This is a genomic window from Flavobacterium sp. B183 (assembly GCF_023539155.1).
Taxonomy (GTDB): Bacteria; Bacteroidota; Bacteroidia; order Flavobacteriales; family Flavobacteriaceae; genus Flavobacterium; species Flavobacterium tructae.
This window is the reverse complement of sequence record NZ_CP097434.1, coordinates 3,075,272-3,100,207: the sequence shown is the minus strand read 5'-3', so window position 1 is coordinate 3,100,207 and position 24,936 is coordinate 3,075,272. Positions and strand designations below refer to the sequence as shown.

The window sequence follows — 24,936 nt, the reverse complement described above, 5'->3', positions numbered from 1 at the left end:
CCAAAAATCCTAAAGAAAATGATACTATCCTCTTATTTAGATATTATTTTAAGAAGTCTATCCGTCTATTTTTTCATGACTATTGCTTTGAGAATTTTCGGCAAAAAAGAACTTTCTCAGTTAAACACTGCCGATATTATTCTGATTTTATTAATTAGTAACTCCGTTCAAAATGCAATGGTTGGTCCGGATACCAGTCTTTGGGGAGGTTTGGTTGCTGCATTGGCTTTGTTTATCATTAACTACATTATCAAAAAACTAACGCACAAATACAAGGGGCTAAGCAATTTACTACTGGACAAACCTGAAATCCTAATTCATAACGGTGAACTCGATTTTAAAACCTTAAGCAAACTAGACATTTCACACGAAGAATTAAAAGAAGCAGCACGTGAACATGGTCTCGAGCATTTAACAGATGTGAAACTTGCCATGCTGGAAATTGACGGCACGATAAGCATTATTTCAAAAGACAAACAGAATCTTAAACAAACACATTACAAGCGAAAACACAATAGAAAGAATTTGCAAAAATAACCCCAGCAATACCAACAACTGTCGCTGCTACGCTTTAGCTATGCGAAGGAAATCTGCTTTCTTTACACATTCATCTCTATTCGTAAAAAATTACACTTTTATACATTAAACTTTAGCACGCAGATTTGGCAGATTTTGCAGATTTCATTTAGTTATTGAGTCTATTCCTGAGCTATGCTAAGGAAATCTGTTTCCTATATAAATTCTTTTCCAAGCGCAAAACTATGTATCTATGTGCTAAACATTGACTCTGAGATTTTATAGATTTCTTTTATCACCGTCCTCACACTTCGCAATGTAACAATTCAGCATCAAAACAAACACAATCGCAAGTATTTAAAAACCAGAAGGTTATGTATTTGTGTCAAAAAACTTAACTACATACTTTGTTATACTATGTATTTTGTTATACATTAGCCACATGAACGAAACATTTGTAACAAACTGGAAGTCTCAGGTAAAGAAAGGTACTTTAACCTTTATAATCCTTAATGTGCTTAAAAATCACGAGTATTATGGTTATGAACTTATCGAACAAATAAGAAAACATACCGAAATAGAAATTGCAGAGGGAACGCTATACCCATTGATGAACCGATTAAAAACAGAAGAACTCGTAGATTCAAAATGGGTCGAACAGGAAACCGGAATTCCAAGGAAATACTATTCTTTAACCGAAGCCGGCATCGCCACTTTGAGCCAAATGAATATTTACTGGGAAAATCTCGAAAAATCAATTAAAAAAATCATTCAATGAGAATAGAAGATATCAAATTCGAACAAAAAGCTTCGCAACGCATTTACAACAATTACATGAAGCGCATCAAAAAAACAACCGCTTCATTACCCAAAATAGATCAGGACGACATTTATATGGAATTTAACAGCCATATTTTTGAAACCATTCAACACCGAAACGGTACAAACGAGCTGGATGCTCTTTTAGACAGCATCGAAAAATTAGGTTCACCTGAAGAGGTTTTAAAGCCTCTTATTGCCGATAAAAAACTGGAACAGGCTACTAAAACCTTCAACCCTGTTCATGTTTTCAAGGCTTTGGCGTTAAACATTACCAATGGTATTTCATACATCTTTTTCTCGATTTTATACCTCTTCTTGTTTGGTTTTGTATTCCTGATTTTTGCAAAAATCCTAAATCCTACTCAGGTAGGTCTTTATATGCAAAAAGAGTCCTTATCGGTTTTTGTACTTGGCATAATGAGTCCCGAAGACCAAATTAAAAACCAGGCTTATGAAGCTCTTGGTCACTGGTTTATTCCTTTTCTGTTATTATTAACTCTATTGTCTTATTTTATTATAACCCTATTATTAAAACTCAAAAATTCAATCAATCAAAAAACAACTTTATGAAAAAAATCATCAGCATCTGTTTCATCGCTCTTATCACAACGAGCGGTTTTTCCCAAACTTTCAATTCCAAAAGACTCGACAGTCTGTTTACTCTTTTAGAAAAGAACAACAAATACATGGGAAGCATTGCCATATCTGAGAACGGAAAAACAATCTACACTAAATCTATTGGTTTTGATGACATTGCCAGCGCAAAAAAATCAGGCATCCAGACCAAATACCGAATTGGCTCGATCTCTAAAACATTCACAGCATCCTTAATTCTTAAAGCGGTAGAAGAAAATAAAATCAATTTAAACCAAACAATTGACAAGTATTTCCCAACGGTAAAAAATGCAAAAACCATTACCATTAGCCATTTATTAAACCACAGGAGCGGTATACATGATTTCACTAACGATGACGATTACTTAAAATGGAACACTCAGTTTCAGTCCAGAGCCAAAATGATTGAACGCATTTCTGCCGGGACCATCGTTTTTGAACCTGATACAAAAGGCCAATACAGCAATTCCAACTACATACTATTGTCATACATATTGGAAGACATTTACAAGAAGTCTTATGGCGAAATTTTAAGTTTAAAGATCACAAAGCCCTTGCATCTAAAAAACACGTATTTGGGCGGTAAAATCAATCTGAACAACAACGAATGTAATTCTTATACCCTTGAAGGAAAATGGAACAAAGAAAATGAAACCGATGCCTCGATTCCGCTTGGAGCCGGAGCTGTGGTTTCTAATCCGACAGATTTGAACCTTTTCTTTGAAAGTCTTTTTGCCGGAAAAGTAGTTTCTATAGCGCATTTAAATCAAATGAAAACTATTAAAGACAAATTCGGAATGGGGCTTTTTGAGTTTCCGTATTACGACAGAAAAAGTTACGGACATACGGGAGGAATTGACGGTTTCAGATCTGTTGCAGGCTATTTCCCAAATGAAAAATTAGCTTTAGCTCTAACTTCCAATGGAATGAGCTACGACAACAACAATATCATGTTATGCGCACTAAATTCGTATTTCAACAGACCCTTTAAGATGCCTGTCTTTAGCAACATTGCTATCACTACCGCAACATTGGATTCTTACTCCGGAACCTATGGTAGTTTGCAGATTCCGTTAAAAATAAGCATTTCTAACAAAGACAATGCTTTAATCGCTCAGGCCACAGGCCAGCCTTCTTTTCCTTTAGAGGCTACAGCTGTAAATATCTTTAAATTTGATACTGCAGGAATCGTTCTTGAGTTTAATGCTGAGAAAAAAGAAATGACTCTAAAACAAGGCGGGAAAGATTATTTGTTTACAAAAGAATAACTCGTACTGAAATAAAAAGCTATTTTCTTTATTGAAACTAGCTTTTTTTATTTCCAAAATTGATACCATTCCTTGCCCTCGTTATCGGTTTCAAAATCTATAGTAACCGTTTTAATAGTTTTATTAGTCAAACCATAAGCTTTTAATCTATGATTGAGATTTGCCAAAATATAATCTTTTTCTTTTGGGAATTTTTCAGCAATCATTTTATAGTGTTTCAAAAGCCTTCTATCCTCTACTCCATCCAATGCCTGCAAAGTTGCATGAATAACCCGGTTTGAATTATCATGAAGCCCCTCTATAAAAACACTGATATATTTCTTTTTATCACTCATTTGCCCAAGTCCGTAATAAGCACTAACTCTTATTTCTTCACTCTTATTGGACGTAAACGGAATGATAATACCACCATAATCCAACTTAGTTTCTTTTAACAAATAAATACAAAATCTAAAGGTTTCATCATCTTCAATCGCATCAGCATTCGCTTTTATAACCTCTAACCAGTCTCTACTTTTGCCTTTCGCATACCAAAATACAAACTGAAACACAGTCAGCAAACTCTGTTTAGAAAAATCGACTAAATAAGGCTTTGACCTTTCATAATCAAACTTAGTAAGAATTTGAAGTATTGTTTTTTGAATTTCTCCTGAACTTATTTTATACTGTTCTTCTAAAACACTAAGAGTCTCAGCATCTAATGCCTCTTTTTTTAAGATTCCGTTGAGACATTCTTCCTTAGTTTCATCATCCTCTGCCGAAAAATACACTTCTAAAATGTAAGCTGACAATCCGCCTAATGTATATCGGAACAAATCTGGTTCCTTTGCCATTGTACTTTCGGGTATAATTCCATCAAGCCAACGTTCGTACCAATTTAAAAAATTAGATTCAAAAGTAAAAAAGGGTTTCTGCCTGTCGATATCAATATTAACCACCCGTCCTTTAAATTCCCCATTTAAAACAAGTCCGTAATAATAAGAACAACCCTGACTCGCAATTGGCAATATTCCGGCAAACATTTTACCGAGTTCCGCATCGAAATCTTCATGAGAAATATCGTCATTCTCGTCAATATTTTGCGTCAGTTCTGCCCAGAATTCATCACTCATTTTTGGATAAATTCTACAATTCTGCTTAAAACAATTTTCAGCGTTACTATAAATAAATTCCTCCAGATTTTTCCCAAAAGGAAATATTCCATAGGACGGTCCTGCAGCAGCATCCTGATCAGATTTTCCACCATTACCAATGTGAAGCAAAAAGGCTTTATAATCCTCCGGAAGCTCCAAATTATACTCGGTTTCAAAATGGATAATCTGATCGGCACTAACCGTTTTTCCAATCGCATATTTATGACTGTCTGCGCCAAAAACTTTTAAACTTTTGTCTGTATTTTTCGCCAGCAGCAACTTTCTTTTTATTCTTTCTATCTGATTCAATAGGTCTGTTTCCAATCTGTATTACTTTCTTTATTTTTCAAGTAAATATAAATACAATATAATTTCAAAACAACCCGTCATACCAAACAAAAAAGCCGATTTCAAATTGAAATCGGCTTTAAAATATTTTAAAAAAATGCGGTTTACACCTCACATTTTACAATAATCATTTTACTTAATAAACACGCTTAATACAAAGTAAACCAAACCAGCTAATATTGCTGAAATTGGAATGGTTAATATCCACGCCCAGATTAAACTAACGGTAACTCCCCAACGAACAGCAGAAACACGTTTTGTTAATCCAACTCCAATAATAGAACCCGTAATCGTGTGTGTTGTACTTACCGGAATTTTTAAGTGCTCTGTAAAATAAAGCGTTAAAGCTCCTGCAGTTTCAGCTGCAACTCCTTCAAATGAACTTACTTTTGTGATTTTGGAACCCATTGTTTTTACAATTTTCCATCCACCACTTAAAGTTCCCGCTGCAATTGCAGAATAACAAGCCAAAGGAATCCATCCCGGCATTACTCCTTTTACACCTAAATCATCGTTTGGTAAAACAACATCCAACCAGGAATCCATATGCACACCAGGATTAGTGTTGATATAAACCGCTACTGCAGCTGCAATAATACCCATTACTTTTTGAGAATCATTCCCTCCGTGACCTAAACTAAAAGCCGCAGAAGACAATAATTGCATTTTTTTCAAAGCAGCATCTGCCTGATGAAGATTCAAACTACTGAATATCAAACAAAACAAACTTACGGTTAAGATGATAAAAGCAACTAAAAACCATTTAATATTGTGCGGATCAAAAGCTACACTCCAAAAATGAGATTCAAAACGTGGTTTTCCATGCTCAACAATCTCTGAATAAGGAATCATTAAACTGCTCACCATCCAGATTGTCGCAATCATCAGTGCTACAGTAAATATTTTTGGTCCAATACTTTTACGCGAAGCATTCAACAACCAGATCGAAATCAAATAAGAAGCCAATGCTCCCAATAATGGCGCCAACACAATAAAAGCAATAATAATAAGTACTCCTGAAGGCATTGCTCCTTCTTTACCAGCCTTGTACCAGCTTACGATTTCGTACCAGTAATGCGTTGTTCCGTCTTCGCCCACATATCCTGAAAATCCATGTACAGCGATCGCATGAGCAATTGCTGCTCCGGCAAAACCACCAATCAGCGTATGAGAAGAACTTGAAGGAATTCCTAACCACCAAGTCAATAAATTCCAACAAATAGCTGCAATAACTCCTGCGAGGATTACAACAAGGTTAATTTCCATGGTGTGCGCTGTTTTAGCAACGGTATCAGCAACACCAAATCCAAAAACCCAATAGGCCAGAAAGTTAAAAAATGCTGCCCAAAGAACGGCCTGAAAAGGCGTCAGAACCTTGGTCGCAACAACAGTCGCTATAGCATTTGCCGCATCATGAAAACCGTTGATGTAATCAAAAATTAAAGCTAATACTATAATAATTATAAGTAGCGTCATAAATTATAACTTCAGAATGAAATAAATTGAATTAAGAATGTTTTACAGAAATAGATTCCAGTATGTTCGCAACACTCTTACATTTGTCTGTTGCTGATTCTAAAACAGATAACACTTCTTTATACTTTATAATGTTTTTTGCGTCTGTTTCGTTTTCAAAAATTTCAAAAACTGCTTTGTTATAAACGTTATCCGACTTGTTCTCCAGTTTATTAATTCTGGCACAAGCTTCTTTGATAATGTTCATGTTTTTTAAGTTACTTAACTCTTTTACAGCACTATCGATATTCTGACAAGCTTCAAGGTTAATTTCAGTCATTTTTCTGATTGACTTTGTAATCTTATCTACCTGATATAATTTCATTCTGCTTGCCGCACCATGAAGGTAATCGGCAACGTTATCAATTGAAGTAATCAATGTATGAATATCCTCTCTGTCAAATGGAGTAATAAAATTTCTACTCAATTCAAGATTGGTTTGACGTGTAATGTCTTCTCCTTTTTGCTCTAATTCATCTATTTTTTGAAAAAGAACTTCTCTTTCTTTCAACGGAAGGTTTACAGCTTCGTGTAAATTAGAAGCTAACTCAATTAAATTGCTTGAAGCCTCTTCAAAAAGTGGAAAGAATTTCTTGTCTTTCGGCACTAAAAATTGGAAAATACTGTTTATTGACATTTTTATATTTTTGATAGTGCAAAATTACTTCAATATTATTTTGCCATGTTAAGCCATTGTTAACAAATCGTTTTCAATTTGAAAACTGTCAAGGAATTCAACTGTTTTTTTAATATCATAATGCAGGATTCTGTCTTCTTTAACCAAAGGCACCACTTCTCTGTAACTGCTTAAGAATGTTTCAATAAAATCACTTGATTTTAAAGGTTCTCTGTAAGCAATCGCCTGTGAAGCGTTCATTAATTCGATGGCCAAAATACGCTCCAGGTTGTCCATAACACGCAATGCTTTTGTAGCTCCGTTTGCTCCCATACTCACGTGATCTTCCTGTCCGTTACTTGAAACAATACTATCTATACTCGAAGGTGTAGCCAATTGTTTGTTCTGACTTGCGATACTTGCCGCTGTATATTGCGGAATCATAAATCCTGAATTCAATCCCGGATTATCCACCAAGAATGCCGGAAGATTACGCAATCCTGAGATCAACTGATAGGTTCTTCTTTCAGAAATACTGCCCAATTCTGCCAAAGCAATTGCCATGAAATCCAAAGCCAAAGCTAAAGGCTGTCCATGGAAATTCCCTCCTGAGATAATCTGATCTGCTTCTATGAAGATATTAGGATTGTCGGTAACAGAGTTAATTTCGGTTTTGAATACTTTTCTAACGTAATCAATGGCATCTTTTGAAGCACCGTGAACCTGAGGCATGCAACGGAAAGAATACGGATCCTGTACGTGTTTTTTCTCCTGAGCAATAATCTCACTCCCGTCTAAAAATTCAGTAAGGCGCTGTGCCGTTACAATTTGTCCTTTGTGAGGACGTATAAAATGGATTAATTCGTTAAAAGGCTCAATTCTTCCATCAAAACCTTCTAATGAAATAGCTCCGATCAAATCTGCCAAATACGAATATTTATAAGCTTTTAATAAAATATGTGCTCCGTACGCACTCATGAACTGAGTTCCATTTAATAAAGCCAGACCTTCTTTAGACTGTAAAACAATTGGCTCCCACTTAAAGTGTTTTAAAACTTCGGCTGCAGCTGTTTTTTTACCTTCAAAAAGCACTTCTCCTTCTCCCAATAGAGGCAAAGATAAATGTGCCAAAGGTGCCAAATCTCCCGAAGCCCCTAAGGATCCCTGAGTATAGATTACCGGAAGAATATCATTATTGTAAAAATCTACTAAACGCTCTAAAGTTTGCAATTGAACTCCTGAATGTCCATAACTCAAAGATTGGATTTTAAGCAACAGCATCAATTTTACAATTTCAGCCGGAACCTCTTCTCCTGTTCCGCAAGCATGCGATTTTACAAGATTCTCCTGAAGCTGAGATAAATTTTCATTTGAAATTTTCACATTACAAAGCGAGCCAAAACCTGTGTTGATTCCGTAAATAGGTTCAGAATGTGAAGCCATTTTTTTATCGAGATAATCACGGCATTTCTGAACGTTTACTTTTGCTTCTTCTGATAATTCAAGCGTTTTCTGATTGACAATAATTTCCTGTAAAGCTTCTAAACTTAGGGTTTCTGTGCTGATATAATGGATTTCTTTCATGCTGTTTAAAATTTAAGACTTCAAAATTCAGCAAATCAATATTAAAAAGCAACATTTATTCCTAATAATTAAAAAATGATTCTCACGAATTCCCCGATTTTGCTCTTTTCACAATAGTAATCCGGCAAAACCAAGGGCCTCTTTTTATCATAAAAGAACTCTTCTATTTTTTAACAAGAAAACGACAAAAGCAATTAATTCCTACCGATTTTATAGACTAATGACGTTTTTAGATGTTTTTCAAGATTAAAAATCAGACTATTAAGCACATCTCTTTTAAAGATAAGTTCCAATAATTATATGAATCCATCAATTTAACACACACAATTCTGACAAAAAGCTCAATATTGATTTGCTGAATTTTGAATTTTTAAAATATTCATAAAAAGACCGGAAAGGTTTTTAACTTTTATAAAAAACTGTACTTTTGAAAAACCAAAATGAAAAGTAACAGCGTAAAATATCATTCTACACTAACAACTCAAACCAGAGTTGCAATCGCTGCTATTACAATTTCAACTACAACAATTACTACCCCTTAGGGGTATACATTTTACATATCACTCAGGTTACCTAGTACTTTTTTCTAAGAAGAAGAGAGTTATTGGATACATAAAAAACATTTACAAAGAAAAAAAATAGTCGCAGTTTTCAGTTTCAGTTCACAGTTGATAACCTTTGAACCTTTGTTACTAAAAATCTTTGCGCCTTATTAAAAAACATCAAAAATGAAAGTATTAAAATTTGGCGGAACTTCGGTTGCCAATGCACAAAATATAAAACTAGTTCTCGAAATAATCAATCAAAAATCAAAGCAGGACCAATTGGTTGTTGTAGTATCAGCTTTAAGCAAAGTTACTGATTTACTGCAATTGGCAGCAGCAAAAGCCGCCGCTAATGACGAAAGCTTCAGAGAAATTGTTGCTGAAATCGAGAAAAAACACCTTGACACTTTAAAAGAATTGATTCCGGTTAGCGAACAAAGCAGTTTGTTGAGCCATGTAAAAAGAATCATCAATCATTTAGAAACTTTGTTAGACGGCTGTTTCTTACTGGGCGAATTATCTCCCAGAACTGCCGATACTATTTTAAGTTTTGGAGAGCTGCTTTCGTCTTACATCATTGCTCAGGCGTATCAACAAATTGATAAAAATGCGGTTTACAAAGACAGTCGCGAACTGATTAAAACCAACAATAACTTTGGAAAAGCCGTTGTAAATTTCGAAGTTTCCAACCAATTGATAAGAACGTATTTTGCCGAAAATCAATCTAAAATTAATATTCTTCCGGGGTTTATTTCTCAGACTCTTGACGGAATTGCTACTACTTTAGGCCGTGGAGGTTCTGATTATACCGCTGCCATAGTTGCCGGAGCACTTGAAGCAGAACAACTAGAAATCTGGACTGACGTGAATGGAATGTTTACGGCCAATCCAAAAATTGTTAAACAGGCCCACCCTATTGCAACGATCTCTTATCAGGAAGCGATGGAGTTATCGCATTTTGGCGCCAAAGTGCTGTATCCACCAACAATTCAGCCCGTTTTAAGAAAAAACATTCCAATTTTAATCAAAAATACATTTGAGCCGGAAGCTGAAGGAACCTTAATTTCAGATCAGGTTTTGTCAAAAGATACGGTTGTAAAAGGAATCAGTCATATCGATAATATTTCACTGGTAACACTTGAAGGTCCCGGAATGATTGGAGTTTCAGGTTCGTCAAAACGTTTGTTTGAAGTACTGTCTCAGGAAAAAATCAACGTAATCTTTATTACTCAGGCTTCTTCTGAGCATTCAATCTGTATTGGAATTCTAAATTCGGATGCCGAAAATGCCGAGGCTGCCATCAACAGAGCTTTTGAAGTAGAGATTTCACAAAACAAAATCGATCCTTGTATCGTCGAAAAAGACCTGTGCATTATCGCTTTGGTGGGCGAAAACATGAAGAACCATCAGGGTTTAAGTGGTAGAATGTTTAGTACTTTAGGAAAAAACAATGTCAACATACGCGCCATTGCGCAAGGAGCTTCTGAACGTAATATTTCGACTGTAATCAACGAAAGAGACGTTAAGAAAGCATTGAATACTTTACACGAAAACTTCTTTGAGGAAAACACCAAACAGCTCAATTTGTTTGTGATGGGTGTTGGAAACGTGGGTGAAAAATTCATCGAGCAAATTCACAATCAAAGGAAGTTTCTAAAAGACAACCTGAAAATCAATGTTCGTGTGATCGCTTTATCCAATTCCCGAAAAATGCTTTTTGACGAGGACGGAATTTCGTTAAAAGACTGGCAATCGGCTTTAGATCAAGGTGAAAACGCCAATAAAGAAGCTTTCATCGCCCGTGCGAAGGAATTAAACTTGCGTAACAGCATCTTTGTTGATATCACTGCAAATGCAAGCGTGTCTGAAACCTACGAAAATTTCTTAAAACAAAGTATCGCGGTGGTGACCTGCAACAAAATTGCCTGTTCATCTGCCTATGACAATTATAAAAAATTAAAGAATTTATCCCGTCAGTACAACGCTCCGTTTTTATTTGAAACCAATGTTGGAGCGGGATTGCCAATTATTGATACCGTGAAAAACTTAATCGCTTCAGGTGATAAAGTACATAAAATTCAGGCGGTTTTATCCGGAAGTCTGAACTTCATTTTCAATAATTTCGATAAAGACAATTCTTTTCACGATGTGGTAAAAGAAGCCGGAGTACAAGGTTTTACAGAACCGGATCCGAAAATTGACTTAAGCGGAATCGACGTAGCCCGTAAAATACTGATCCTGATCCGCGAAAGCGGTTACGAAATGGATATTGACGCGATCGCCAACGAATCGTTCCTGCCAGCCGAATGTCTTGCCACAACCAACAACGAAGATTTCTTTGCTTCTTTAACGCAACATGCTCCTCATTTTTCAAAAATCTATGACGAAGCAGTAAACAAAGATTCCAGATTGAAATATGTAGCACAATTCGAAAACGGAAAAGCAAGCGTTGGTCTGCAATTCATCCCGAAAGAGCATCCTTTTTACAATCTGGAAGGAAAAGACAATATCGTATTGTTCTACACAGATCGTTACGTAGATCAACCTCTGTTGATCAAAGGCGCCGGAGCTGGAGCTGCTGTGACAGCATCAGGGATTTTTGCGGATGTAATTAGAATTGGAAACATTTAATGAGGTACAAAGGCTCAAAGGTGCAAAGGGACAAAGTTAAAAACCTTTGAGCCTATGAACCTTTGCCTCTCTGAACCTATAAAAAAGGCAAAACCTTTGTTCCTTTGAACCTTTGCCACTTTGAACCTATAACAAATGACACAAATTAAACTATTTTGCCCGGCCACAATCGCGAATCTTTCGTGTGGATTTGATGTACTAGGGCTTTGCTTAGACAATGCGGGCGACGAAATGATCGTTCGAAAAGTAGCTCAAAAAGGAGTCCGAATTACCAAAATTGAGGGGGCCGATTTGCCTTTAGAAACGGAGAAAAACGTTTCAGGTGTTGCGGCTTTGGCCATGTTAGAGACACTTGATGTAGATTGCGGCTTCGAAATCGAAATTTATAAACACATTAAAGCCGGAAGCGGAATTGGAAGCAGTGCTGCCAGTTCTGCCGGAGCGGTTTTTGGAATCAACGAATTGCTTGGGAGACCTTATTCCCGCAAGGATTTGGTGCAATTTGCCATGCAGGGTGAAAAACTGGCCAGCGGAAATGCGCATGCCGACAATGTCGCTCCTGCCCTTTTAGGCGGTTTTACGCTCGTAAGAAGTTATGCTCCCTTAGACATTATCCGAATTGACAGCCCCGAAGAACTGTTCGCTACGGTGGTACATCCGCAAATCGAATTGAAAACTTCGGATGCGCGCTCGGTACTAAAACAAAACGTTTCTCTTAAAAGTGCCATCATGCAATGGGGAAATGTGGGCGGATTAGTCGCCGGATTATACACCAAAGATTACGACTTAATCGGACGTTCACTTCACGACGAAATTGTGGAGCCTTTGCGAAGTGTTTTAATCCCGGGATTCGACCAAATCAAACAAACCGCTTACGAAAATGGCGCCTTAGGCTCTGGAATTTCAGGTTCCGGCCCTTCTATCTTCGCTCTAAGCCGTGGAGAAGAAACCGCAAACCAAATCGCCAAAGCCATGAGCGATGTTTACGAAAAAATGAATTTACCGTATGAAATTCACGTTTCAAAGATTAATCCCGATGGTGTCCGCGTCCTTTAGAACGGGACGCTTTAAGCAACAGGCTTTAGGCAATAAGCTTAAAACCATTGCGAAATTCTTTGCCCAGGCTTCGACTTCGCTCAGTCTGACAAAAAATGCGATTAAAAATATTTGAATAATTTAAAGGCTTTCAATTGCAAACAAGACAAAAAGCTTAAAGCTTATTGCCTAAAGCTTAAAGCAAAAAAGCCTAAAGCAATAAAAAAAAATGAAATACTACAGTTTAAACCATAACGCCCCAAAAGTTTCGTTTCAGGAAGCCGTAATACAAGGACTCGCGAGTGATAAAGGATTATATTTCCCTGAAAACATCACTCCTTTAGCCCCTTCTTTTTTTGATGAAATCGAAAATTTAAGCCACGAGCATATTGCTTTTGAAGCGATCAAACAATTCGTTGGCGATGAAATACCGACAGACAAATTAAAAGAAATCATTGCGGATACTTTGGTTTTTGATTTTCCGGTAGTGAAAGTCGAAGACGGAATCTACTCCTTAGAATTATTCCACGGCCCAACCATGGCGTTTAAAGACGTTGGAGCACGTTTTATGTCGCGTTGTCTAGGGTATTTTAACAGAGACAATAAAGACGCTAAAAACACTGTTCTTGTGGCTACTTCAGGTGATACCGGAGGTGCTGTTGCCAGTGGATTTCTTGGCGTTGACGGTGTCGATGTGGTGATTTTATATCCGTCAGGAAAGGTGAGCGACATACAGGAAAAACAATTAACGACTTTAGGACAAAATATTAAAGCACTAGAAGTTGATGGTGTTTTTGACGATTGTCAGGATATGGTCAAAAAAGCGTTTTTAGACGAAACTTTAACACACAAAAACCTGACATCAGCCAATTCGATTAATATTGCGCGCTGGCTGCCACAGATGTTTTATTTCTTCTTTGCTTATAAAGCGTTGAAAAGCCGAAACAAACCATTGGTTTTCTCTTGTCCAAGCGGAAACTTCGGGAATATCTGTGCCGGAATTATGGCAAAAAGATTAGGATTGCCTATTGAACATTTTGTAGCGTCTACAAACGTAAACGACACTGTACCAAGATTCTTAGAAAACGGTAAATACGACCCAAAACCTTCTAAAGCGACAATCTCCAACGCTATGGACGTTGGTAACCCAAGCAACTTTATTAGAATTCAGGAATTGTACAACAACGACTTAAAAGCATTCGAAAAAGACTTCTCTTCTTATAGTTATACCGATGAAGAAACGCTTGTTGCTCTAAAAAATATTTATAACACAAACAGTTACATCGCAGAACCGCATGGTGCTGTTGGTTATCTAGGTTTGAAGAAAGAATTGGAGAAACACCCTAACACCATTGGTATTTTCTTAGAAACGGCACATCCTATTAAATTCTTAGATGTAGTTGAACCTGCTTTAGGAATTACGCTTCCTATTCCGGCTCAAATTGAGAGTGTTATTAATGAGGAGAAAGTTAGTGTGAAAATTGGGAGTTATGAGGAGTTGAAGGTGTTCTTGGGGTAATCTATCTAAATTTTGATATACTAAACGGCTGAGATTTATTTCGGTCGTTTTTTTATTCAATTATCTTTTCTTAAATATTTTTTAGATTTCTTTTCTTCCAAAAACAATTTTCCTCAATCAAATCTAAAAATATAGTAAGAAAAAACTATATATTTGAAAAGCACGAAAACGAAACAAAACTTCGCTTATTTATCAGATTTTAGGTGTACGTGCGAAGATTTATTTAGCCTATAAATGAGTTGTGCGTAATTAATAACCAAAATAAGAGAACACAATAATTTAAAACAACAAATGATAAAAGGAAACTCAGAAGAAGAAGTTCGTATAGCTCTTCAAAAAAAAGCCTATGATATCTTGGAAAATTATGTCAATAATATGGGATATTCTAATGAAGAATTAGACATTTTATCTATAGAAGAACTTCAGACTAAATTGAAGGCTATCAATTCCATACTTAAAGACAAAAAAAAACTTGAAAATATTGGTAACGCTAGTTTTGAAAAAGGTAGAGACTTTGATTTCAACAATAAAAGCACTTCAGGAATAGTTGGATATACTTTTTATTCACATCGCAACCTTTTAGACAAAAAGAAATACATATTAGAACTTATAAAAATCAAATCCAGAAAAGAAAAAATTAATTCTCTAGAAGATTTGATTAATAATGTTTCTGACAAAGATTTGCGTAAAAAAATAGAAAATGAATTAAATGATTTTAGCAAGCAAACTTCTAAAATTGAAGAGCAAGAAAAGCTAGCTAATACTGAAGAAAGAGAATATGAAACTTCCAAAAAACAATTAGAAATATCCAAAACAAAACTAGACTTATTAGAAAAAAAATCTCAAATATGGCTAGCAATTTTGGCAAAAGAATCTATCGCATCAATAATTGGAGCTTTGCTATTAGTCATAATTTCTATATGTTTATTAGTCTCTATGTTTATTGGAATTGAACCTAGTAAAATTATTGAAAGTACATTTTTACTGATCTTAGGCTACTTTTTTGGGCACGCAGTCACAAAAAAATAACTATGCACAATAACCGTTTGGTGCGATTGGGGTTTAGGCTTAATTTAAAAATGACTTTGTACTTGGAAAATTGTGCATAATGGAAAAATCTCGCATCTTCAATCCCAAATCTCGTGTAGCGTCAGAACTTTAGTGGCAAGTTTTTCGCAAATAAAAACATAATCACTTGTAATCAAGACACTTATGAATAATACTTGGCATTTTTTAAGAGAATTTGAAAGTAAGGAGTTAGTAAAACAATACATTAAGAAAAAATACCAATATACTATTACTACTGAAAAAGCATTAGAAATTTCATCTGCATTTAAACAAGGACGAAGCTATTTTGAATCTTCATTAAATTCCGATATTTCTGTAAAACCCCTATTACAATACTATGGAGTTGTCGCTTTAAGCAGAGGATTAATACTAATTCTGAATAAAACTGCTCGTGAAAGCACTATCAAACCATCACACGGTTTAAAAATATGTAACTGGAGTACAATTGTAAAAACTAAAAAACTTGAAAATATAAAAGTAAAAACTTCTTCGGGGACTTTTCGAGAATTAATTGAAGCAACTAAAAACATATCATATTTTAGAGGAAAAAGTAATTATATTAATTGGCAATCAGAATTTGATATTGAAGAAAAAGATTTCGAACTTAGCCTTAAAGAATTATCATATTCTTTTCCAGATTTGAAAAAATCTATAGAATCTTGGCTTGGATTATCAATTCCATCAACAATGATAGAATCGTTATCCTGCGAAAATAATAAAGTTAAAATAGGCATTCGAGATATAACTTTTATTACAGAGATATTTCCTGATGACTTATACCCTAATTTGCGTGTAAAAGATGATGACTATCAAAAAATCGTTTCTTATGAAAGTAACAATTGGCCAAATATTTCTCAAAAATGGGAAAGTTCATTTAAAATTAATGGAGATCCATACCTTCAACCACCTTTTACAGGTAACATTTTTCTAAATGATATTGGAAAAATGTTTGCAACAACATTTATTTTTGGAACAATCTCAAGATATTATCCAACAACTTGGATGAATGTCACAAATGGTATTGAAAATGATAAAATTTTACCTTTTGCCATAAATTATATGGATTTTATACAAGAGAAATATCCGAATATTATCTTAGACTTTATTGATGCACCATATGACACCTAAAAATAAACCTGCTACTAACAGCCGTTACCAGTATTTGGGCATTTGACTGATTTTTAAAGATGGTTTTGTACTTGAAAAATTTATGCATAATGAAAAAAACTCTTCCCGCTAGCGCTAGTAATTCGACATAAAGAAAAAGAAATCTAAATAAGATCTCTTTAAAAAAATATTATTAAAAAAAATTATTTCTTATCAAGTAATTTCTCTAAATACTCAACCTTTTCTTTTTCAGCTTGCACCAAACGTTCGTAAAGTTCAACTACTTTATCTAGAGGATTAAAAGTACAATTGTAATTACCTGTAGTAGTCGAAAGCGTTCCATTATCTTGAATGGTATTCCCAATAATATTAAAAACCGCTTCTTCCGAAAAGTTTTTAATTGCTTCAACAGAAACTCCAAGAGCGTTTGCTATCTCAATTAATTTTTGTTCGTCTACAGTTTCGCTGTTTTCAATAGTAGAGATAGTCTGCTGGCTTGTACCTAAAGCCTGTGCCAGTGCTTCCTGTTTCATATCTTTAAGCTCTCTGATACGGCTTATATTTCTGCCGATATGTTTTGGTTTTATTGCTGTACTCATAATTCAAAGATATTTAAAATTCTTAAACGAAACTCAATTTCGGTAAAAAACAAAGCTATTTTTGTAAGATACTATTTTCATAATTTCTATATTAGCGAACTCTAGAGTAATTACCTATTATTAATCTTATCATAAAATGGCTATTTGGCAATACCTTCTGATCGTTGTACCTGAAAAATCTATTCGAAACGATTACCAATGCATTTTTAAAAATAATACGACACAATTTTTACCTGAAACAAAATCATTATGGAAAGATTTTAATTGTGATATCGTTTCTATTATCTCCGAAATGGATACTATCATAAAAAGAGCTGATTGGGGAGATGAAAATTATTTTTGCTGGAAAGGAGATACAAAAAATGAAGAAGACAATGACTGTAGTATTTTTTTAAGCAAAAATAAAACCCAAATTAAGGAATTTCGATTTCGCATTGATTTAAGAAAAGCTTCAAATATTACTAATACTCTTCAGCCAATTTTAAAACTTTGCGAAAACAACCAACTCGTTTTAATTGATTTAAAAGGAGAAATATTGAATCCCAAATTAGAAGAAATTTTCAAAAGTATGAAATCCTCCAATGCAACAAAATTTCTAAACGATCCAGAGAAGTTTTTAGAAGATTTAAGTCAAAACATTTAAGATGAAGAAAGAACATAAACTCATACTGAATTTAATAGAATCTTATTTAGAAAAAAATCCAAGTCAAAGATTTGGACAAGCACTTTTTAATCTTGGTATAAATGAATTTAAGGAAACTACTGATCCGAGAAATCCAAATTACAACATCAGAGATATTCATGGCGACGATGACTTAAAAATCATTGAAAGAGTTGAAAACCGCTTGGCTTATTTTGAATCACGAAAAAATAAAATATAGAAATCTGTTTCTTCGTCAGGCTAACGATCGCAACAATTTCGGCTAAAGCTATTTCTTGTTTTACTTTTATTCACTCCAGCTGAAGCTGGAGGCTATTCAAAAAAAAATCTAAAAAACAAACCTTAAAATAGGCCTATTCAATTGCCCTCAGCTTCAGCTGGGGGTTTTGTATTCAAATAGAAATTAGGCTTTAGCCAAATGACATTGAGCGGGAGGCCATTCCAAAAAATCACGGGCATCCCTACCCTATGTAGACCTCCCTAAAATTACTTCTCTTCTCTTAGAGATTAAAAATCCTCACTTATGATTATTTTTATATCTTTAAAAATTCTAAATACAGCCACCTGTTTAGAGCATTAATTTCTATTAACACCCTATTTTTATGAAAAAAACATTATTTGTATTCCTTTTAGCCGGATCCTTAATTTCATCTGCTCAGGAATCAAAACCTAAAGCAACTCCAGAAGCTCCAGCAAAAAAAGAAGAAAATTCTCCTTCTAATCTTACTTTTAATCCGGATGCTAGTGTTATCACCAATCACTCCGTTACCATAAAAGGACAAAAAGTTCCCTATAAAGCCACAACGGGTACGATGCCGGTTTGGGACGAAGACGGAAAAGCCATTGCGGGATTGTTCTACACCTATTATGAGCGTTCTGATGTAAAAGATCAGGCTTCACGTCCGTTAGTTATTTCTTTTAACGGTGGTCCGGGCTCTGCTTCGGTTTGGATGCAGATTGCTTACACAGGACCGAGTCTCTTAAACATTGATGATGAAGGATATCCTGTACAGCCTTACGGAATAAAAGAAAATCCGTATTCTATTCTGGATGTTGCCGATATCGTTTTTGTAAACCCTGTCAATACCGCTTATTCCAGACCTACAAGCAAAGACATTCCTACTACAAAATTCTTTGGCGTAAATGCCGATATTAAATACCTGGCCGATTGGATCAATGGTTTTGTAACCCGCACCAATCGTTGGGCTTCTCCTAAATACCTAATTGGTGAAAGTTATGGTACTACCCGTGTCTCGGGATTGGCACTTCAACTGCAAAACAGCCAATGGATGTATCTTAACGGAGTCATTTTGGTTTCTCCAACTGAATTAGGAATAACACGTGGTGTAGTTTCTGATGCTGCTCTTAAATTGCCTTATTTCGCAGCTACTGCCTGGTACCACAAAATGCTTCCGCCTGATCTGCAAAACAAAGATTTGACAGATATGTTGCCCGAAGTGGAAGATTTTACCGTAAACGAACTTCTTCCTGCCTTGACCAAAGGAGGCTCTTTGGATGAACAAAAAAGAAAAGAAATTGGTGCTAAAATAGCGCGCTATTCCGGTATTCCGGAGAAAGTGATCCAGCAAAACAATTTAGACCTTCCTTATGATTATTTTTGGAAAGAACTGTTAAGAGATAAGGGTTATACGGTAGGAAGACTTGATTCCAGATACAAAGGGATTGATCGCAAAGACTCAGGAGAAAGCCCAGATTTTAATGCCGAACTTACTTCCTGGCTGCATTCGTTTACGCCAGCCATCAATATGTATGTGCGCAACAATTTAAATTACAAAACAGACTTTAAATACAATATGTTTGGTTCTGTACATCCTTGGGACAGATCTAACGATAAAACAGGCGAAAACCTGAGACAAGCTATGGCTCAAAACCCCTATTTGCATGTCATGGTACAATCCGGATATTATGATGGTGCCTGTGATTACTTCAATTCCAAATACGATTTATGGCAAATGGATCCGAGTGGAAAACTAACGGATCGAATGTCATGGAAAGGTTACAGAAGCGGTCACATGATGTACCTGAGAAAAGCCGATCTGGAAGCTGCCAACGAAGACATCAGAACCTTCATAAAGCAATCCTTACCTAAAGCAGGACAACCTGCAAAATACTAAATTGAACCTCTTGGGTTTGATGAACAAAAATTGATTTAACACATAGAAATAAAAATTTCTCTCGCAGATTTAGCAGACTACTTAGATTATTTTATAATGGTCTTAGAAAACAGTTAAATCTGCGTGAAAAAATTACAACTACAATAATTCATGATTACAAAAGCTTCCTTACAGGACATTCCAGCGTTAACTGCTTTAATCAATTCGGCCTACAGAGGTGAAACCTCCAAAAAAGGCTGGACAACCGAAGCCAATTTATTGGAAGGAAAAAGAACTGACGAACAGGAAATGACCGAAATTTTTCTGGATCCTAAAAACACTATGCTAAAATACACCGAAAATGACCAAATTATTGGTTCAGTTTTATTGGTCGAAAAAGGACACCAATTGTATCTCGGAATGTTAACGGTTTCACCGGAATTACAAAACAGCGGTATCGGAAAAAAGATGTTGGCAGAAGCTGAAAATCATGCAAAAGCTTTGGGATTATCCAGTATTATTATGACGGTGATCTCCGTTCGGGAAGAACTTATTGCGTGGTACAAACGTCACGGCTACGTTGATACTGGCGAGAGAGAAGCTTTTCCGGTAAGTGAGATTCACGTTACTATTTCTGAAGAACCTCTGGAGTTTATTTACTTAGAGAAGGTTATTTAGTTTTAGTTCTTTGATGTTTCATGTTTCATGTTTCATGTTTTACCGCAAAGTTCGCTAAGAATTACGCAAAGGCTCGCAAAGGTTTCTTTTTAATCTCGCAAAGTCGCTAAGATGCAAAGTTTTAGTTTTTACTTTCTTTGATTTTGCGAAATTATTTTTTAAGATGATAAAAAACTTAGCAACTCAGCACCTTAGAGCCTTAGTACCTCAGAAAAAACCTTTGAACCTTTGTTACTTTGCCTCTCTGAACCTCCAATAATAAAAAAATGATCCTACACCTTTTACCCAAAGAAAATTGTAAACCCGCAGTTTGGAGCGGTGGATTGACGTATGAATATATGATCTATCCAAAAACAGCAAACTACGCCGATAGAGATTTCGCATTCAGAATAAGCAGTGCTACCATAGAGCAGGAACCATCGGTATTTACTCAATTTAAAGGTTATCACCGATATCTGGTTATGCTTGATAACGGCCTGAATATCGAGATAAACCAAGAGAAAAAGGTATATGGTCAATATGAAATCATGGAATTTAACTCCAATGATGCTGTAACTTCTTATACAAAAGGTATGGATTTTAACTGGATGGTTTCTGAAAAAATATCTCACCATCAACTGAAAATAACAGCTGCTAATCAAAATTGTAATGCTCAAATCGTACTTTTATTTTCTTTAGATACAACCGTTATTCAGATTAATGACAAGCCATACGATCTAAAACCTTATGATTTACTGGTCATTGAAAATCCGGAAAAGACAGATATAGCATTTCGATTTTCTAATAAATGCCTCTTTGGAGTATTGGATTTTTAATTCCGAAATGAATTTAACCGCAACGTTCGCAAAGTTTTACGCAAAGATTCGCAAAGCTTTCTTAACTGGTACAGTATATGCTCGCAAAGGCACAAAGACACAAAGTTTATACTTCTTTCTTCTTGCCTCTTTCTTCTATTTATCAAAGCATACTCCTAAAAAAACTCAGCCCCTTAGCCTCTTAGAACCTTAGCAGCTCCTCTTAATCTTTGACAAAAACTCGTGAGAAACTCCCAGATAAGAGGATAAATTCCGGTTATTGATTTTATTTGCTTTATGCGAATAGCGCTTTATAAACTCCAGATACCTTTGCTTAGAAGTTTTATTCAGAAGATCTATAAGTCTTTGCTGAATGGCAATATTAGCCCTTTCAACCATTAAAATATGAAATTGAATCAACTTGGGTACCTGCTCAAACAAAAGTGCTTTGTTTTTCTTACTGATCACCAGGATTTCACTTTCTTCTATTGCTTTGATATTATAAGTCGTAGGCTTTTGATGATAGAAGCTTTCAAGGTCACAAATCCATTCATTTTCGAAAGAAAAAAAAATGACACTTTCGGTTCCGTTATCATTTAAAATATAGGTTTTAAAAGTACCTTTCAAAATAAAGCCTTCATAAGAATTCTTTGAATCCTGAATCTGCAGAAATTCGTTTTTCTTAAGTTTAATAAACTTTACTTTTTCAACTACAAAATTCCATTCCTCATCTGTTAACGGAATCTTGCGCTCGATACTTAATCGTAGGTCTTTATACATATGGTATTTACTTTTTATTCTTACTCAGGGGCGTAAGCAGGTGAATGAATGAAAAATAATGCAATCGATTACACAAAAATATACTTTTTTGTAATGTAACAGCTACCGAAAACACATTTAACAGTAAATTATTTTCAAAACATTGAACTTGTTCAACTTTTTTCATCCTAATTATAAGCAGATTTGCACTATTAACTATTTAACCAAACTTAATTATTATGAAATTTAAATCAACAATCTCAGTGTTTCTATTGACATTGATTTTCGGTTTTGCAGCCTGTAATACCGAAGAAATTGCTGCACCGCAAAGTAGTGAAAATGCTACTATCGAGACCTCTACAACAACTTCCGGCAATTTGACGGCAAAAATTGGAAACTGTGCCCAGGTTCCGGGATGGGCTTCTCAAAATGGAGGGACAACTGGTGGAGGTTCCTCTCCGGAAGAAGTAGTTTCGAATTATACACAACTGAAATCGGCTATCGAAAACAGTGCTGTAAAAGTGATTAAAGTTACCGGTACCATTACGGTTACTACAAGATTATCACTTCAGGATCAAAGTGGCAAAACCATTTACGGTGCAAGCGGTGCCAAACTGGTTTCGACCAATCAAACGAAAGACGGTTCGGGTATCATCAACATTAAAAGATGCACGAATCTGATTATCAGAAATCTTATTTTTGAAGGCCCGGGTGCTTATGACACAGATGGCTGGGACAATGCAATTTTAGATGATTGTCAAAATGTATGGGTAGACCATTGTGAATTCAGAGATGGGGTTGACGGGAACTTCGACATCAAAAATAAATCAGATTTTGTTACGGTTTCGTATACAAAATTCGGTTATTTAAAAGCTCCTAAAGCCGGAGGCCCCGGAGGTTCTGACGATCACAGGTATTCTAATTTAATTGGTTCCAGTGATGGTGCAACTGCCGATCGTGGAAAATTACGAATCACTTTCGCTCGCTGCTGGTGGGCTCCGGGCTGCAAAGAAAGAATGCCTAGAGTGCGTTTTGGAAAAGTACATCTGGTAAACAACTTCTTTAACAGTACGGTAAGTAATAAATGTATTGCCGCAGGTTTTGAAGCAAGTCTAAATGTAGAAAGCAACGTTTTTGAAGGTGTAAAAACTCCTATCGATCTAATGAGCGGTTTTACTGCTGTTACAGCAACAGACAATGTTTTCACCAATACAACCGGAAATCAAGCCGGAAGTGGTACTGCTTTTACTCCACCCTATTCGATCGTAAAACTGAACAAAACTGCTGTTAAAGCTGATATCTCTGCCAATGCAGGAGCAACTTTAGGCGGCAATATCTGCGGATCGTTTTAATCAGTTACAAATAATAAATACAAGTTAGTTTTATTTTGGAACCATGGATTACAGTTTTGTAGTTCGTGGTTTTTTTGTTTCAAGTTTCTTTTGTTTCAGGTTATTTTGTTTCAGGTTATTTTGTTTCAGGTTATTTTGTTTCAGGTTATTTTGTTTCAGGTTTCAAGTTTCAAGTTTCAAGTTTCAGGTTTCAGGTTTCAAGTTTCAGGTTTGATGCAAAAACTGCAATGATTTTAATCTGTTTTAAATTTTATGAAATATAAAAGTTCGCAAAGCTTTACCTAAAAACTTTGCGAACATTGCGTAATTCTTTGTGTCCTTTGCGGTTAAAAAAAACTTTGCTACTTTGAACCTCCTCTAAAGCACCAATTCTTCAAATAATCTCTGAATCGTCTTTTCTAAGTCCTGACATAAGCCCGGATGAGGTCTTGACGTTTGTATTGCAGAACTTCTAATGGCTGTGAGCCATCTAAAACGTTCCGGAATCTCAAATTCAGCGATTGGTCCGCCGTCTTTGGCTCCATTAACAATTTTTTCTAATGACGTTAAATTACATTCTAACTGTTCGATGTCAAAATCGGCAGAAAGGGCTTGTATTCTATCTTTATTCAGATGAAAAAGAACTTTTATGAATTTCTTTTTTTTGCAAAACAAAATGATTCCGATATTCAGAAACTCTTCACGCTCTACTCTAGGCACCACGCGGATTACGGCATACTCATATAAGTGATTATCTTGCATTTTGCGCCTGGTTTACAAAGATTTCTGAATGATTTAATCGGGTCTGCAAAAACTGCAAATACACATTTCGCAAGGTTTCCGGTTCTTCGTCGGCATCTTCCCATTGCAGCCATTCCAGTGGAATTGTATTTACAATCTCTTCTAATATTTCGTGCGATAAAAGTGCTTTAAATTCAGCATCTACCTCCTTTAAAAGCGAAGCTTGCGGCAGTAAAACATGGTCTTTAATTAATGCAAACGGACTTTTAGCATGCTGTTCCCAATTGTTCCAGGAATGATGAAAATACAAGCATGCACCATGATCAATCAGCCATAGTTCTTTATGCCAAATTAACATATTTGTATTTTTGAAAGTACGGTCGACATTGGTAATATAAGCATCCAGCCAAACAATTTGCGAAGCCAGCTTAGCATCAACGGTGGTCACAACAGGATCGAATGTAATGGCTCCCGATAAAAAATGGAGTGCTAGATTTAATCCCTGACTTCCCTGCAGTAAATCCTGAATTTCTTCATCAGCTTCGGTTCTTCCAAACGCTTCGTCAAGATTGGCGAAAACTAATTCCGGAAGCTGCAATTTTAAGGCTTTTGCGATTTGTCCACCCACCAATTCGGCAATCAAAGCTTTTACACCGTGACCGGCTCCTCTAAATTTTAAGACGTATTTAAAATCGTCATCGGCTTCTGCCAAAGCAGGTAAAGAACCTCCCTCGCGCAATGGCGTTATATAACGCATGACGTTTACTGTTCTGAGATCGAAGTTGTTTTTCATGAATACAAACTTAGTAATTTAGATTTTTAGATTGTTGGATTTTTAGAATATTAGATTTGCTTGGACTGCTTAGACTTTTTTTACCGCAAAGTTCGCGAGGGTTTTGTCTTTAAGATTTTTATAAAGCGTAAAGGTTCGCAAGGC

At 35.6% G+C, this 24,936-nt stretch carries 23 protein-coding genes; 15 read left to right on the top strand and 8 right to left on the bottom strand.

Annotation, left to right across the window (positions count from 1 at the left end; all coding sequences use genetic code 11):
* Positions 1-18 precede the first annotated feature (18 nt).
* From M4I44_RS13155 to M4I44_RS13140, 4 genes are all read left to right on the top strand, one after another.
* Positions 19-537 (top strand): DUF421 domain-containing protein, encoded by a 519-nt coding sequence (locus M4I44_RS13155; RefSeq protein WP_249964970.1) that lies wholly within the window; start codon positions 19-21, stop codon positions 535-537.
* A 421-nt stretch (positions 538-958) separates the two neighbouring features.
* Positions 959-1,294 (top strand): PadR family transcriptional regulator, encoded by a 336-nt coding sequence (locus M4I44_RS13150; protein ID WP_017496508.1) that lies wholly within the window; start codon positions 959-961, stop codon positions 1,292-1,294.
* Entirely contained in the window at positions 1,291-1,908 is a 618-nt protein-coding gene (locus tag M4I44_RS13145; RefSeq protein WP_249964969.1) for an HAAS domain-containing protein, read from the top strand. Before M4I44_RS13150 ends, M4I44_RS13145 begins: the two co-directional genes overlap by 4 nt.
* Positions 1,905-3,221, top strand: a complete 1,317-nt coding sequence (locus M4I44_RS13140) for a serine hydrolase (RefSeq protein WP_249964968.1) — start codon at positions 1,905-1,907, stop codon at positions 3,219-3,221. The genes M4I44_RS13145 and M4I44_RS13140 overlap by 4 nt, the downstream gene beginning before the upstream one ends.
* 47 nt (positions 3,222-3,268) lie before the next feature.
* On the opposite strand, the gene M4I44_RS13135 is transcribed toward M4I44_RS13140, so the two are convergent.
* The 4 genes from M4I44_RS13135 to hutH form a co-directional block, all read right to left on the bottom strand.
* The gene (locus M4I44_RS13135) at positions 3,269-4,678 is read right to left on the bottom strand and encodes an SMI1/KNR4 family protein (RefSeq protein ID WP_249964967.1); all 1,410 of its coding nucleotides are present in this window, start codon (positions 4,676-4,678) and stop codon (positions 3,269-3,271) included.
* A gap of 156 nt (positions 4,679-4,834) precedes the next feature.
* Entirely contained in the window at positions 4,835-6,178 is a 1,344-nt protein-coding gene (locus tag M4I44_RS13130; RefSeq protein ID WP_070906679.1) for an inorganic phosphate transporter, read from the bottom strand.
* A 31-nt stretch (positions 6,179-6,209) separates the two neighbouring features.
* Positions 6,210-6,854, bottom strand: coding sequence for a DUF47 domain-containing protein (locus M4I44_RS13125; RefSeq protein ID WP_017496503.1), 645 nt, complete (start codon positions 6,852-6,854; stop codon positions 6,210-6,212).
* 48 nt (positions 6,855-6,902) lie between these two features.
* Positions 6,903-8,417, bottom strand: coding sequence for a histidine ammonia-lyase (hutH, locus tag M4I44_RS13120; protein WP_249964966.1), 1,515 nt, complete (start codon positions 8,415-8,417; stop codon positions 6,903-6,905).
* Positions 8,418-9,145: 728 nt separating this feature from the next.
* On the opposite strand from hutH, the gene thrA reads away from it, so the two are divergent.
* The 5 genes from thrA to M4I44_RS13095 all read left to right on the top strand — a co-directional run bounded on the left by thrA (position 9,146) and on the right by M4I44_RS13095 (position 16,343).
* Complete coding sequence (gene thrA, locus M4I44_RS13115) at positions 9,146-11,593, top strand: bifunctional aspartate kinase/homoserine dehydrogenase I (RefSeq protein WP_249964965.1); 2,448 nt, start codon at positions 9,146-9,148, stop codon at positions 11,591-11,593.
* Between the two features lie 135 nt (positions 11,594-11,728).
* The gene (locus M4I44_RS13110; RefSeq protein ID WP_249964964.1) at positions 11,729-12,649 is read left to right on the top strand and encodes a homoserine kinase; all 921 of its coding nucleotides are present in this window, start codon (positions 11,729-11,731) and stop codon (positions 12,647-12,649) included.
* A 208-nt stretch (positions 12,650-12,857) separates the two neighbouring features.
* Positions 12,858-14,147, top strand: a complete 1,290-nt coding sequence (gene thrC, locus M4I44_RS13105) for a threonine synthase (RefSeq protein ID WP_249964963.1) — start codon at positions 12,858-12,860, stop codon at positions 14,145-14,147.
* A 291-nt stretch (positions 14,148-14,438) separates the two neighbouring features.
* On the top strand, positions 14,439-15,176 hold the full coding sequence (locus tag M4I44_RS13100; protein WP_249964962.1) for a hypothetical protein: 738 nt from the start codon (positions 14,439-14,441) through the stop codon (positions 15,174-15,176).
* Between the two features lie 183 nt (positions 15,177-15,359).
* Positions 15,360-16,343: a YaaC family protein gene (locus M4I44_RS13095; protein ID WP_249964961.1), complete on the top strand. Its 984-nt coding sequence runs from the start codon at positions 15,360-15,362 to the stop codon at positions 16,341-16,343.
* A gap of 182 nt (positions 16,344-16,525) precedes the next feature.
* Here the strand turns inward: M4I44_RS13095 and M4I44_RS13090 are convergent, their stop codons facing one another.
* Positions 16,526-16,921, bottom strand: coding sequence for a helix-turn-helix domain-containing protein (locus tag M4I44_RS13090; RefSeq protein ID WP_249964960.1), 396 nt, complete (start codon positions 16,919-16,921; stop codon positions 16,526-16,528).
* Between the two features lie 136 nt (positions 16,922-17,057).
* On the opposite strand from M4I44_RS13090, the gene M4I44_RS13085 reads away from it, so the two are divergent.
* From M4I44_RS13085 to M4I44_RS13065, 5 genes are all read left to right on the top strand, one after another.
* On the top strand, positions 17,058-17,564 hold the full coding sequence (locus M4I44_RS13085; RefSeq protein ID WP_249964959.1) for a hypothetical protein: 507 nt from the start codon (positions 17,058-17,060) through the stop codon (positions 17,562-17,564).
* Between the two features lies 1 nt (position 17,565).
* A complete protein-coding gene (locus tag M4I44_RS13080; protein ID WP_249964958.1) occupies positions 17,566-17,802 on the top strand; it encodes a hypothetical protein in 237 nt (78 codons plus the stop codon).
* 382 nt (positions 17,803-18,184) lie between these two features.
* Entirely contained in the window at positions 18,185-19,717 is a 1,533-nt protein-coding gene (locus M4I44_RS13075) for a S10 family peptidase (RefSeq protein WP_249964957.1), read from the top strand.
* Positions 19,718-19,867: 150 nt separating this feature from the next.
* Positions 19,868-20,374: a GNAT family N-acetyltransferase gene (locus tag M4I44_RS13070; RefSeq protein WP_249964956.1), complete on the top strand. Its 507-nt coding sequence runs from the start codon at positions 19,868-19,870 to the stop codon at positions 20,372-20,374.
* 266 nt (positions 20,375-20,640) lie between these two features.
* Positions 20,641-21,189: a HutD family protein gene (locus tag M4I44_RS13065; RefSeq protein ID WP_249964955.1), complete on the top strand. Its 549-nt coding sequence runs from the start codon at positions 20,641-20,643 to the stop codon at positions 21,187-21,189.
* 189 nt (positions 21,190-21,378) lie between these two features.
* On the opposite strand, the gene M4I44_RS13060 is transcribed toward M4I44_RS13065, so the two are convergent.
* Positions 21,379-21,948, bottom strand: coding sequence for a Crp/Fnr family transcriptional regulator (locus M4I44_RS13060; RefSeq protein ID WP_017498240.1), 570 nt, complete (start codon positions 21,946-21,948; stop codon positions 21,379-21,381).
* A gap of 218 nt (positions 21,949-22,166) precedes the next feature.
* Between M4I44_RS13060 and M4I44_RS13055 the strand changes: the two genes are divergently transcribed.
* Positions 22,167-23,279, top strand: coding sequence for a polysaccharide lyase family 1 protein (locus tag M4I44_RS13055; RefSeq protein WP_249964954.1), 1,113 nt, complete (start codon positions 22,167-22,169; stop codon positions 23,277-23,279).
* Positions 23,280-23,636: 357 nt separating this feature from the next.
* Here M4I44_RS13055 and M4I44_RS13050 read toward each other — a convergent pair whose 3' ends face one another.
* Both M4I44_RS13050 and M4I44_RS13045 read right to left on the bottom strand, forming a co-directional pair.
* Positions 23,637-24,020 carry a DUF3037 domain-containing protein gene (locus M4I44_RS13050; protein WP_249964953.1) on the bottom strand — a complete coding sequence of 128 codons (384 nt, stop codon included), beginning with the start codon at positions 24,018-24,020 and terminating at the stop codon, positions 23,637-23,639.
* Entirely contained in the window at positions 24,010-24,792 is a 783-nt protein-coding gene (locus tag M4I44_RS13045; protein WP_249964952.1) for a HipA family kinase, read from the bottom strand. Before M4I44_RS13045 ends, M4I44_RS13050 begins: the two co-directional genes overlap by 11 nt.
* Between the last annotated feature and the right edge of the window lie 144 nt (positions 24,793-24,936).